At 33.7% G+C, this 13,358-nt stretch carries 9 protein-coding genes; 1 reads left to right on the top strand and 8 read right to left on the bottom strand.

Annotation, left to right across the window (positions count from 1 at the left end):
- From EKL95_RS10455 to EKL95_RS10420, 8 genes are all read right to left on the bottom strand, one after another.
- Complete coding sequence (locus tag EKL95_RS10455) at positions 1-1,182, bottom strand: MFS transporter (protein WP_126459990.1); 1,182 nt, start codon at positions 1,180-1,182, stop codon at positions 1-3.
- A 46-nt stretch (positions 1,183-1,228) separates the two neighbouring features.
- On the bottom strand, positions 1,229-1,849 hold the full coding sequence (locus tag EKL95_RS10450) for a phosphatase PAP2 family protein (RefSeq protein WP_126564196.1): 621 nt from the start codon (positions 1,847-1,849) through the stop codon (positions 1,229-1,231).
- Between the two features lie 144 nt (positions 1,850-1,993).
- Entirely contained in the window at positions 1,994-4,990 is a 2,997-nt protein-coding gene (locus EKL95_RS10445; protein ID WP_126564195.1) for a glycoside hydrolase family 3 N-terminal domain-containing protein, read from the bottom strand.
- 13 nt (positions 4,991-5,003) lie between these two features.
- On the bottom strand, positions 5,004-5,486 hold the full coding sequence (locus EKL95_RS10440; RefSeq protein WP_126459999.1) for an ABC transporter ATPase: 483 nt from the start codon (positions 5,484-5,486) through the stop codon (positions 5,004-5,006).
- A 90-nt stretch (positions 5,487-5,576) separates the two neighbouring features.
- On the bottom strand, positions 5,577-6,368 hold the full coding sequence (locus tag EKL95_RS10435) for a (Fe-S)-binding protein (protein ID WP_126453357.1): 792 nt from the start codon (positions 6,366-6,368) through the stop codon (positions 5,577-5,579).
- A 111-nt stretch (positions 6,369-6,479) separates the two neighbouring features.
- A complete protein-coding gene (locus EKL95_RS10430; protein ID WP_126564194.1) occupies positions 6,480-7,811 on the bottom strand; it encodes a (Fe-S)-binding protein in 1,332 nt (443 codons plus the stop codon).
- Positions 7,812-7,816: 5 nt separating this feature from the next.
- Positions 7,817-8,782: an MlaD family protein gene (locus tag EKL95_RS10425; RefSeq protein WP_126460005.1), complete on the bottom strand. Its 966-nt coding sequence runs from the start codon at positions 8,780-8,782 to the stop codon at positions 7,817-7,819.
- Between the two features lie 562 nt (positions 8,783-9,344).
- Positions 9,345-10,502, bottom strand: a complete 1,158-nt coding sequence (locus EKL95_RS10420; protein WP_126460009.1) for an N-acetylmuramoyl-L-alanine amidase — start codon at positions 10,500-10,502, stop codon at positions 9,345-9,347.
- An 83-nt stretch (positions 10,503-10,585) separates the two neighbouring features.
- On the opposite strand from EKL95_RS10420, the gene EKL95_RS10415 reads away from it, so the two are divergent.
- Complete coding sequence (locus EKL95_RS10415) at positions 10,586-13,336, top strand: putative LPS assembly protein LptD (RefSeq protein WP_126564193.1); 2,751 nt, start codon at positions 10,586-10,588, stop codon at positions 13,334-13,336.
- Positions 13,337-13,358 lie beyond the last annotated feature (22 nt).

Below are 13,358 nucleotides of genomic sequence, written 5' to 3'. Positions count from 1 at the left end.
TTAAATTGTTTTATATTTAATGAAAAACGAAAAATAAATAATAATAAGTAATGTGGTTATCCCAGTAATAAAAAATGTAGTATTCGCACCAAATTGATACCAAAGGACCCCGGCAAAAGAACTGGCCAATAAGGCGCAAATACTTTGAAATCCAGAATAAGTTCCAATAGCAGTCGCAGTATCTTTTTTATCAGAAATATTACTGATCCATGCTTTCGAAATCCCTTCGGTTGCAGCAGCATACACACCGTAAATTAAAAATAATCCACCAATAATATAACTGTTTTTAGTAAATGCCATTCCAAAATAGACAATTGCAAATAGAAAAAGTCCAAAAGTAAACATTTTCTTCAATCCAATTTTATCAGCAAAAATTCCTAATGGAAATGCACAAAGAGCATAAACCAAATTGTAAAAAATATAAATCTCTATTACCACAGTATCATTTAAACCTGCTTGCTTCGCTTTTAAAAGTAAAAAAACATCGGAACTATTGAATAAGGCAAAAGCTAATAGTCCTGTTACTACTCTTCGATATTGTGCAGGACTTGTTTTCCAATAGCTAAGAAACGAGAAAAACGAAATCTGTTTTACCTCCTTTGCCTGTACCTTAAGTTTATCGTTAAGCAAAAAAGAAGCAAATACCGCTAGTAAACCTGGAATAAAAGCAACATAAAAAAGCATTTTATACTGTTGTGGATAAAAATGCAGATAAATCAAAGCCATAACAGGTCCTAGAACGGCACCAAACGTATCCATTGATCTATGAAATCCAAATATCTTTCCTTTCGTTTCAGCAGTTGCTTCATCAGATAAAATCGCATCTCTTGCACCAGTACGAATTCCTTTTCCGAAACGATCAATTGCTCTGGCAAAAAATATCCAAAGAGGGAAGACGAATACCGCCATCATGGGTTTTGAAATAGCACTTAAACCGTAGCCCAGACGCACAAATGGAACACGTTTACCTGAACTATCAGATAACTTACCAAAATATCCTTTACTTAATCCAGCTAAAGCCTCGGCAAAGCCTTCTAAAACACCAATTAATACAATCGAGAACCCAATCGATTTAAGGTATATAGGCATTATTGGGTAAAGCATTTCGCTCGCTGTATCCGTAAATAGACTAACCAGTGATACTATCCAGACTGTTTTTGAAATATAATTTAATCTTTTCATTTTGAATTATTTTACGTTTTCATAGAACAGTAAACAGTATAAACCGTTATTTTTCCATTCTTGATCTTTTCTTGTTAAGCCATTTATTAGCCTTATAGGTTAGGTAGGCCGACCCACTTCCTAAAACGGCTCCTGCCACTACATCGCTTGGATAATGAACGCCTAAGTGCATTCGAGAATATCCCACGGCACTTGCCCATACAAAAGACGGTGCAATAACATACCATTTATGATACGCTAAACTAAGTGACGTTGCCGTTGCGAAAGCTGACGAAGTATGTCCCGAAGGAAATGAATAACCCACGGTCGACGCTGCTTGATCAATATCAGGATAGGTTTTAAATGGTCGCTGTCTTTTTATAGTATGTTTCAAAGCGGTAGTAATAAATGCATTTACTAAGAATGCTTCTCCAACAAAAATTGCCTCTTTCTTGGCGGCATTATCTTTCTTTAATAAACCAACCGAATATATAATAATAGGAGTAACAAGACCGATGGGAACCGCACTATTCGTTATTAATTTAAAAGTAGGATCTAAATTCTTATTTCGATCAACATTGATATCTCGTAGAATATTTATATCATTATTTTGAGCATTTACAAAAGTCATGCAAAAAAGCCATACAATTAAATTGATTTTTGCAATTACAGTATTCTTATTTTTCATCCTATTGTTTTTATCTCAAATATACTATAATACAGGTGAACTTTGTAACGAAACACTTCTAACAAAATCATTTTAAAAAAAATAGTTCAAATGAAATTGACTATAATTTCATTTGAACTATTTTATTATTACGTTAACGTTTGCTTAGTTTATAATCGCTTCATAAATTACCCTTTGGATATCTTCCCGAATATTTTCTTTCGATAATCTATTTTCACTTGCAATTGGGAAAGTTCTATTAGATAAAAACACATAAACAATTTGCGTTTCAGGATCAGCCCAAGCCATTGTACCTGTATAACCAGTGTGACCAAAACTCGTCATTGAAGCACAACCGCACGTAGGTCTTACAGCACCTAATTGTGGTTTATCAAAGCCCACTCCTCTCCTATTTCCGGCGGCACAAAAATAGCACGTATTGAAATCATCAAATGTTTTTTCAGAAAAATATTGCCGGTTTCCATAATTTCCTTTTTGTAAATAAAGTTCCATTATTTTAGCCACATCCATAGCATTCGAAAAAACACCTGCGTGACCAGAAACACCGCCTTCTAAAGCAGCGGACAAATCATTGACATACCCTTGTAAAAGTTGACGACGGAAATAGGTATCTGTTTCCGTTGGCGGAATTCTGTTTTTATCAAATTTAGTCAATGGATTAAAACTTGAATTGTTCATCCCGAGTGAACGATAGAAATTTTCTTGAATTAAAACATCTAATGGTTTACCCGTTGTCTTTTCTAAATAATCCTTCAGAATCATAAAAGTAAGATCACTGTATTTGTATTCTTTTTTTAATGACAGTTTACTCTCAACAATCATTTTCATAATTGTGTCACTAAAATCATTTCGTATAAAAAGACTGTCTCCTAGTTTTTTCGAAAACTGCTCTTCAGCAATTTTTCTAAAATAAACATCAGAAGGAGATTGCGATTTATTCATTGTAGCCTTGTAAAATGGTATTCCTGCTGCTAAACCTGCATAATGCGACAATAAATCCTTGAAATTAATATTTGCCTTATTGGAATCTTTAAAAATAGGAGACATTGATCCTAATGTTGTTTCCAAATTTATTTTTTGCTGATCGTATTGCTGCATCACATTAGGCAATGTAGCTATAATTTTCGTTAATGAGGCAACATCATAAATATCGGAGTCTTGCACTTTAATCGTTCTATCATACGTATGATGACCGAATGATTTTTGATAAATAACTTTTCCTTTTCTGGCTACCAATACCTGAATTCCAGGAGTCATTTTAGCGTCAATTGCTTTAGTAGCAATACTGTCAATTTTTGATAAAATCGTTGAATTCATCCCAACATTTTCTGGAGTTGTGAATCCCAGCCGATTCAATTTTTCTGTTGGCAAACCATCATTTACATTAAAACTAGTATTAATAGAAACCGGTAGTTTCCCTTTGGCTTCAATAGCCCCAAAAATTAGTTCTGCCGAAACGACCTGTGCAACTGCACTATTTTGATAAGAAACAACTAAACCTTCAATATCTTCAAAATTTATAATTGGTAATAAAGCGTATGGTTTTGCAAAAACATCCAGAATTACAGTATTATTTTGGGCTAGAAATTTAATTTTTGCCAACTCATCCAATCTTAGATCATGATTACTAAAAGCAACATCTGATTTGTGATAACCAATGATTACGGTTGTAAAAGGGTGTAATTTCACCTGAAGACTATCCAAATTCACATCTGAAATCACAGTTACTTCAGTGTATTTTTTTAAAGTTGAAACAAAAACATCATTGTTGTCATCTCCCATTTTTACATAAGCGATTTTTTGTTTGTCCAAATTTTTAATCGGCAAAACAGCAGCCGTGTTTTTTAGAACGGTAATTGCATTTTCATACAACTCATAGTGTAAAGCTTTATTTTCAACTGAATTCAAATCGGTGTATAAATTTTCAGTGGCAATTGGTTTAAAATTATTCAAATTCGCTTTGTACTTGAATTTCAGAATTTTTTTTACGGAAAAAGCCAATCGTTCCTCCGTAAATAAATTTATAGAATACGCAAATTTAAATTTCTCAATAGCAGCAGGAACATTTTCAGGAAACAGCAGCACGTCATTACCGGCTATAAAAGCTTCAAAATTGATTTCACTGGGTAATTTAAATTCGCTTACACTTTTCATATTCAAAGCATCTGTAAAAATAAGTCCTTTGAAACCCAATTCTTTCTGAAGAATATCAGTAACCACATTATAGGAAATTGAGGAAGGAAAATTAGGTCTTGGTTCTATGCTGGGAACGTTTAAATGGGCTACCATAACGGACGAAAGTCCTTCATGAAACATTTTTTTGTAAGGATAAAACGCTAGGTCTTGTAATTGTTCTTTTGAGGAATTTATGGTCGGTAATTTTTTATGAGAATCCGTATCCGTATCGCCATGTCCCGGAAAATGCTTTCCTGTTGAAAATATGCCTTGACTTTGCACCCCTTTCATCAAAGCAATAGCATGTGCTGTAACCTTGAATTTATCTTCACCAAAAGAACGAAAACCTATGATAGGATTTTTAGGATTGGAGTTGATGTCAAGAATTGGAGCAAAGTTAAATTGCAATCCCAATCGCTTGCTTTGTTGTCCTATTTGAACACCTACTTTCTCCAATAATTTCATGTCTTGGATGGCTCCAAGAGTCATATTCCAGGGATAACTGTAGGTAGAGTCCAATCGCATACCCAAACCCCATTCCGCATCACTACCAATAAACAATGGAGTTTTTGACTTGGATTGAAAACGGTTGGTTAATTTTGCCTGACGAACAGGTCCACCTTGAAAGAAAATTAATCCTCCAATTTTATGATCTGTTATGAGTGTATCAATAGCTTTAATATGCGTCGAATCTTTATTGGAATAAGCGGCAACCATAAACAATTGTCCAAATTTTTCCTCTAAAGTCATTGCACTGTAAACACTATCAACCCATTTGTTGCCTTGAGGAGACAACTCAAAAAGTGTGGGCATATTACTTAAAGCAATACTGTCTAAATTTTCAATTTTGGACGGAATGTTGGTTACAATTACTTTATTCTTATTTGTTTTTGTACCAACACAACCAACAGCAATAAAAAGAAATAAGACATAAAAAAAACTATTTCTGATGCTTATCTTTTTCATCTGACTATTTTGTTTAAAAAAAACGACTGTGCCAGCTATCAATGGCAGGAACTTCCCAGGATTCATTGTATTCTTCTATATTATTAACTAAATTATTGAAAACGATGGTATTTTCAGTAACCGCTTTATCTTTTACCATTTTCTTGAAATCAATCAACGGCTTGTGTGCTATATGTTCTCCAAGTTTGAAGGTAACGTTCATTTTATCCAATAAATCTACGGTATATTTTTGTTCTAAATTTTGAATAAATTCTACAGAGGAATCTATAGAGCATCCTGTTGCAGCTTGTACATCCTGATTTACGGCAATAATGATAAACCGGTTGTATTTTAATTGGTACGAGGATTCTAGACTAGTACCATGCGCAGCCCAACCTTCCAGAAAAGATTGCAAGGCGCTTTCTATTTCAGAAAATTCGGCATCCGAAAATTTTCTGTTTGATTGATAAATCCAGATTTTAGATTCTTCGGGTAAATTTTCAAATGGAACGTACATACGATTTTAGATTTGTGATTTTAGATTGTAGATTTATGAAGTTAGGTGTAATAAATTATAGAGCATTGCTGATTACTTAGACACTGTACACTAAAGATCCTGCGCATTAGCAATTAGTTCCGCAATATCCATCACTTTTACTTCGCCTTCTTTTTCTTTATTTTTAATACCGTCCGTCATCATGGTATTACAAAAAGGACAGCCTGCGGCAATAATTTCTGGTTTTGTTTCTAATGCCTCCTCGGTTCTTTCTATATTGACTTCCTTATTTCCAGGTTCAGCATCTTTAAACATTTGGGCTCCACCTGCACCGCAACATAAACCGTTAGCTTTAGAACGCTTCATTTCAACTAATTCAGCATCCAATTTAAGAATCAATTCTCTTGGTGCTTCATACACATTATTAGCTCTTCCTAAATAACAAGGATCGTGAAAAGTAATTCGTTTACCCTTGAATTGTCCACCTTCAATGGTCAGCCTTCCGTCATCTAACAAGGATTTCAAAAACTCCGTGTGGTGAACCACTTCATATTTTCCGCCTAATTCCGGATATTCATTTTTTAGTGTATTGAAACAATGTGGACAAGCGGTAACAATTTTTTTTGCTTCGTATGCATTCAAAACCTCAATATTCATCATGGCCTGCATTTGAAACAAAAACTCATTACCAGCTCTTTTGGCAGGATCACCTGTACAGCTTTCTTCAGTACCTAAAACGGCAAAAGGAACATTAGCCCGATTTAAAATCCGAACAAAAGCCTTCGTTATTTTCTTCGCTCTATCGTCAAAACTTCCTGCACAACCCACCCAAAATAAAACTTCTGGTTGTTTCCCTTGAGCTAACATTTCGGCCATGGTAGGCACTATTAAATTCTCTGACATACTATCTTGTTGATTCGGTTATTTGCTTATTTGGTTAATGACAAAATCTTCATTTGTAAATCGGTTATTCGTAATACAAATAGCCTATTAAACAGTGACGCGATTTAACGCCTATTCGTTTTTCCAATTCAATCGGTCTTGCTGATTGTATTGCCATGGCGCACCGTTATTCTCTATATTAGTCATCATGGCGTTTATTGGCATTGGTGCCGCACTTTGTTCCATTACTAAATAGCGACGCATATCCATAATAATTGAAAGCGGGCTAATGTTTACAGGACATTCTTCCACGCACGCATTACAAGAAGTGCATGCCCAAAGCTCTTCTGGTGTGATGTAATCGTTTAATAATGTTTTGTTGTCCGGAATAAAAACACCTTTATTGGCATCAATATTTCTTCCTACTTCTTCCATTCGATCTCTGGTATCCATCATAATTTTACGTGGAGACAATTTTTTTCCTGTAATATTGGCTGGACAAGCTGACGTACAACGACCACATTCTGTACAGGTATACGCATTCAATAATTGAACCCAGTTTAAGTCCTGAATATCACTGGCACCAAATTTACTTGGAACCGCATTCTCATCCACTGGTGCTGCCGCAAAAGGATCAGCATTAGGATCCATCATTAACTTCACTTCTTTAGTAACGGATTCTAAATTATCAAATTGTCCTTGCGGATTTAGATTTGCAAAATACGTATTTGGGAATGCTAACAGAATATGTAAATGTTTTGAAAAATACAAGTAATTCATAAAAATTAAAATACCCACAATATGCAACCACCAGAATATCTCTGAAAGCAACATTACCAATTCATTTGATATTCCGTTAAAGATAGGTTCAATAAATTGACTGATAGGAAACCAACCGGCTTTTATAAAATGAGAAAAACCTCCGGGGACATTTTGTAAATGCAAATCAGAAGCGTTCATCAATAAAAATAATGTCATAAGAACCACCTCAAAATACAAGATATAGTTTGCATCATTTTTTGGCCAGCCTTTTAAATCAGAGCTTACAAATCTTTTCAATTTGATGGCATTTCTTCTGCTCCAAAAAGCAAAAACTGCTACTAAAACTAAAAAAGCTAAAATTTCGAAAGAAGCAATCAGCACATCATACGTAGTTCCTAAAAAAGCAAAAACACGATGTGTCCCAAAAAGTCCGTCGATAATAATTTCTAGCAATTCAATATTTATAATAATAAAACCCACATAAACAATAACATGCAATGCTCCAGCGATAGGTTTTTTGACCATTTTTGATTGACCAAGAGCTATCATGGCCATATTAATCCAGCGCGCTTTTGGATTATCAAAGCGATTTACATCCGTTCCAAGATTGATATTTCGTCTGATTTTTTTAACACTGTTGAAAAAATAACCAAAACCAATTACCAATATAACGGCAAATAAAATGTTGTCTAAGTAGCTCATAATTGCTATTTTATTTCATTAGATATAGAATCATTTACAGGACCTACATACGGTTTATTTTTCTTTCCAAATAAAGAAATATTGACATATCGAGTGGGATAAAGTCTAATATCTTGTAATAATAATTCTAATTCTTTTGTGGCGTTTTTTATGTTTTGGTAGAAAGCCTCGTCGTTTAGCAATTTACCCATAGAACCTTTCCCAGATTCTAAACCACTCATAATACCATCAACTCTTCCTAGAGTTGCATTGAGATTTTTTACCGTTTTTCCAAGATCGGCTTTATTCAAGGAATCTGATATTTTAGAAAAATTACCCGATATTTTAGAAAAATTGCTAACGACTCCGTTGATTTGTGCTTTATTCGTTTCTAATAAAGTATTGACATTTAAGGACACTTTATGAAATTGTTCAATGGTTTTGCTCAATTCAGCTAGAGTGAGTTTTAAATCCTGCTGCCCTTTTTGATCCAGAACGTTATTAAAACCGGAAATTAATTTATCCGTGCTTAACAATAGTTTTTCTAGTTTTTCCTGAAGAGGTGCTAATTGATCCCCTACTTTATCAGTAAGTCCTAATTTCACTCCGCCTTGCAATTTCTGACCATCAAGTGCCAAGCTTTTATCTTTAAAATTAGGGATAATTGCAATTTGTTTTCCTCCAATAAATCCTGGCTCATAAATAGAAGCCCTACTGGATTTAGAAATAGGAAAATCAGTTTTCAATTGCAATTCAACTAATAATAGTCCTGTGTTTTCATTTATGGTAATACTATTTACTTTACCAACCACCAAACCGTTCAGGGTAACAGGTGAGGATGTGGCTAGACCTTCAACACTTTTATATTCTACATAAAATGTTTTATAATTTGTGAAAAGATCTCTTCCTTTCAAAAAACTATAGCCCCAAATAAATAATAAAATAGAAGCAATTACTAAGATAGCAGTTTTAATTTCTCGTGTTATTTTCAAAATTCAAGTATTTTTTACAAATTTAATGTAAAATATTTTAAGTTGTTGTTATTATTTAAGAGCTTATTCTACACTTATTTTTTCTCCAACATTAAATGCAATTAAGTGTCCGGACGTATCTTTTTAGGTTTAACCATATCGATTTTTTTTTGCTAAATAATAATCTGATATTTAGATTTATAGCTAATACTAATGATCCTGTCATCCGCTATCAGTAGAAGCTCTTCAGACACTTTGAAATTAGATGCTTTTAACTTTTTATTTAATAAAACCAGTTATAGTTTAACAAATATGTTGTTTTGGGATAGACTACTTGAACGTCGTACGCATCTTTAGATCTGTTTTTTTAACTTTAATATTGTCGTAAGCGCATTTGCTTTTCAACAAAACTATTGTGCAAATTTACTGGGTTTTTACCGCCGTGACCGCATTAAAATAAAATAAATCGGTCTGAGAAAAAAAGTTCAACAAGACCAATAAAAATACTTTTAGAATTGCGAATTCGCTCGTATTATTTTCGAAATAAAACTTATTTTTTTAATCAATACTACTGTAGCACTTGTTATTTAATCGCTTCTTGAATGCTTATTTTTTCTCCATTTTTAAAAGCGATCAAAAAAGCAGTATCATATCCTTTCTCTTTTGCCTCTGTTAATTGCTTTCTTGCTTCATCGTAATCCGTTGTTTCTCCATACATATATTTGTAGACTCTATTTTCATAGGCAACAGAGATATTTTTTAATCCTTTAAAATTTCTAGGCAGGAGCGCTACTTTTTTGATACTAGCCAAAAGTTGCACTTTGAATGAGGTTTTAGTATTATCGATTGCTTTTTTAGTTTCAATAACTTGAAGGTTTGTTTTTGATTTTAAAGGCGTTGCAGTATCCTTAACTTGTTTTTCAATAATTTTTTGCGAAGGCTTTACTTCAAATGCTTCCGATTCTCCACTTCCAAAATATTCTTTTTTATAATCGATTATAGCTCCTGCAATGGCTTTGGCAATTTCGTTCTGGCCTTCTTCTGAATTTAATCTATTTCCTTCAGTCGGATTAGAAATAAACCCCATTTCTATCAATACTCGTGGCATGTAGGCTTTATGAAGCACCATAAATGGCGCTTGTTTAACTCCTCCTCCACGTATTTTTTTTCCTAAATCTGCAAAAGCATCTTCTACCTTACTGGCCAGTGAAATACTGTTGTCTAAATATTCTTCCTGCATCAAGGTCATCCCAATCATAGTTTCCGGAGAGTTTGGATCAAATCCTTCATATTTTTGTTTGTAATCTTTTTCAAGAGTGATTACAGAATTCTCTTTTTTAGCCGCTTCTAGGTTAGAGGCTATCTTACTTAAACCCATCACGTAGGTTTCTGTACCATCGGCAGCGGTATTTCTGTTGGCATTACAATGAATTGACACAAAAATATTAGCATTGAATCTATTGGCAATATTGGCTCTTTCAATTAAGTCAATAAAAACATCTGTTTTTCGTGTAAAATTCACATCAATTTGTGGAGTAGCTTCTAATAACTTACCAACTTTTAGAACGACAGCCAAAGCTATGTTTTTTTCTATTCGTCCTTCATATACAGCACCAAAATCATGATCGCCATGCCCCGCATCAAGTGTTACTTTAAAAACATTAGATTGACAAAAGGCTGATAGCGATATTATCGTCATCAAAAAAGTTATTGTAATTTTAATTTTATAGGTGTTGTGCATAAAGCTATAAGTTAATTTAATTAGAAGACTAAGGGTATAAATTTATTTATTTGACTATTTTTGACAAAAATTTATATGTAAGTTTGACATCTCAAAAAACAGGCCATAATTTTACAAAAATAGCATTTAAACCTTTGCATACAAACTTATTTAATATCGTTTTATTATCAATCTTCCTATCCTTAGGGTCTGGAAAATTATATTCTCAAGATATATCAAAAAAAAAGACGGCGATTTCCGTTAGTAAACAAATAGATAGTACTACTTTAGGAACTATCAAAAAGGTTCCTACTGTTGCAACTACTACAAAAGAGAAGGATTCAATACAAAAAGACAGTATAAAGCCTACCAAAGCATTCCTTGACGGAAAGGTAAAATACAAAGCCGATCAATATGCTAAAATTGATCAAAAGAAAAAGCTCATTACTTTGTATAATAACGCAGAATTGTATTATCAAGACATTGAATTGAAGTCTGGTATAATTGTAATGAATTATGAAAAAAATGAGGTATATGCCGGTCGCATCAAAGATTCTACAGGAGCTTATACACAGTTTCCAAATTTCAAACAGGGCACTAATGTTATTGAACCTGATTCTATCCGATTTAATTTTAAAACAAAAAAAGCTTTAATTTGGAACTCACGATCAGATCAAGGCGAATTTAAAATAAAAGCAACGCAGACCAAAAAAGAAAATGATTCTGTTTATTTTCTAAAAGGAGCCCGTTTTACTACTTCAAAAGATGTAGACAATCCAGAATATTATTTTCAAACCAGCAAAGTAAAATTCATCCCAGGTAAAAAAGTAGTTACGGGATTGACTAATATGGTTATTGCAAATGTTCCTACTCCAATTGCATTGCCTTTTGCTTTTTTTCCAATGAGCCAAGAAACCAGCATTTCAGGATTAATTTTACCAAGCTATAACGACTCCAACAACCGAGGGTTTTCGTTGCAAAATTTAGGGTATTATTTTGCCTTGAGTGATAATTATGATTTAACCGTATTAGGCGATTATTATACTAATGGCAGTTACGGGTTGCGTTTTGAATCCAGTTATGCCAAAAGATACAATTATAGAGGAAACTTAAACATTCGATTTGAAAACTTAATTACCAGCGAAAGAGGCTACCCTGATTACTTAAAACAAAATATTTATAACATACAATGGTCCCATTCCAAAGACTCTAAATCGAATCCTAATTCTAGTTTTTCGGCCTCTGTGAATCTTGGAAGTAGTAAATATTTTCGACAATCTATCAATCAGATAAATATTGGTTCAAATCTAAATAATACCTTAAGTTCTTCTGTGTCGTATTCAAAAACATTCACTTCAATTCCACAAGTTAGAATGTCATTGACTGCAACTCACTCGCAAAATACACAAACCGCAGAAATCAATATGACACTACCTACACTACAACTGAGTGTGGATCGGATTTATCCTTTTGTGGGGAAAGACGGCGTAAAAAAAGGATTTTTCAAGAACATCAATTTACAATATAATCTGAATGGCCGAAACAGCATTGTTACTACCGATTCTTTATTCTTCAAGCCACAAATGTTCCGGGATGCAAAAATTGGTTTCCAACACAGTATTCCGTTAAGCACCAATTTTAAATTATTTAAATATTTCAGTGCGTCTACATCCGTAAATTATGAAGAAATTTGGTATACCAAAACAATTGAAAGAAGTTTTGATCAAAACCAAAGCACCGTAGTCGATAAAACGGTTAATGGCTTTGATGCCTTTAGAACCTATTCCTTCTCCTCAAGTCTGGGAACCACTATTTATGGAACTTTTAACTTTGGTGAAAACAAAAAGATAAAATCAATTCGGCACGTCATGAGACCATCTGTTTCGTATGGGTATACCCCAAGTTTCGAAAAATATTATGACACCTACGCATCCGATGCAACCGGGACAATGACAAAACAATATTCCAGATTTGAAAGCGGGATTTTTGGAGCCCCAGGATTGAATAATTCGAATTCGTTAGGATTTGATTTGAGCAACACTTTTGAAGCAAAAGTTACTGATAGCGATAGCACCAAGGTTGAACCTAAAAAAATAATGCTGCTGAATAACTTAAACCTATCTACCAGCTATAATTTAGATGCAGATGGTGTCAATTCATTAGCTTTTGCGCCGATACGAGTTAGTGGTGGTACCCAACTTTTTCAAAATAAAATGAATGTCAATTTTGGCGCAACGTTAGATCCCTATGCGATTGATAACTCCGGAAACCGAATTAATGTCTTTAATATTAACAACGGCGGCAGCCTTTTTAGAATGACAAGTTCTAATATGACTTTAAATTACTCTATTTCCAGTAAAGGAAATGATAAAAAAGAAAAAGACACAAATGAACAAAGTCGAAGAAATGGGGGCCGTGGAGATGATCTGTTCGGTACCAATACGGACTTAGGAGACAACAGGAGAAGTCAGTTTGACGAAGAAGAGGAAGATGATGGAGAAGATAAAATTTCTGAGTTTTTTAATTCAAAATTACCATGGGATATGACCTTTGCCTATTCTTTGACCTATGGAAACAATAATAGAGAGAATCAAATCATTGGTAACTCGATAATGATTTCAGCTAATGCTGATATCACTCCAAAATGGAAAGCAGGAATATCAACCGGGTACGATTTTGTTCAAAAAGGAGTTACCTTTACTCAGCTTCGTTTTGAAAGGGATTTATTAAGTTGGAGAATGGATTTTAACTGGTCACCATTTGGTGATAATGCAAACTGGGGATTCTTCATTGGAATAAAATCAGGCGTGCTCAGCGACATCAAATGGGACAAACGAAGTACTATAAATCGGTAATTAGGCCAGGAGACTTTTAAAC

Origin of the sequence: Flavobacterium sp. LB2P53, assembly GCF_003970305.1 — a bacterium.
In the GTDB taxonomy this organism is placed as follows: Bacteria; Bacteroidota; Bacteroidia; order Flavobacteriales; family Flavobacteriaceae; genus Flavobacterium.
Note: the sequence above shows the minus strand (reverse complement) of the source record. Positions and strands in the feature narration are given on the sequence as shown.

Excerpts from the sequence above, each read along its gene's own strand:
- EKL95_RS10445 (WP_126564195.1), bottom strand. The coding sequence starts at position 4,990 with ATGAAAAAGATAAGCATCAGAAATAGTTTTTTTTATGTCTTATTTCTT.
- EKL95_RS10450 (WP_126564196.1), bottom strand. The coding sequence starts at position 1,849 with ATGAAAAATAAGAATACTGTAATTGCAAAAATCAATTTAATTGTATGG.
- EKL95_RS10435 (WP_126453357.1), bottom strand. The coding sequence starts at position 6,368 with ATGTCAGAGAATTTAATAGTGCCTACCATGGCCGAAATGTTAGCTCAA.
- EKL95_RS10440 (WP_126459999.1), bottom strand. The coding sequence starts at position 5,486 with ATGTACGTTCCATTTGAAAATTTACCCGAAGAATCTAAAATCTGGATT.
- EKL95_RS10430 (WP_126564194.1), bottom strand. The coding sequence starts at position 7,811 with ATGAGCTACTTAGACAACATTTTATTTGCCGTTATATTGGTAATTGGT.
- EKL95_RS10455 (WP_126459990.1), bottom strand. The coding sequence starts at position 1,182 with ATGAAAAGATTAAATTATATTTCAAAAACAGTCTGGATAGTATCACTG.
- EKL95_RS10420 (WP_126460009.1), bottom strand. The coding sequence starts at position 10,502 with ATGCACAACACCTATAAAATTAAAATTACAATAACTTTTTTGATGACG.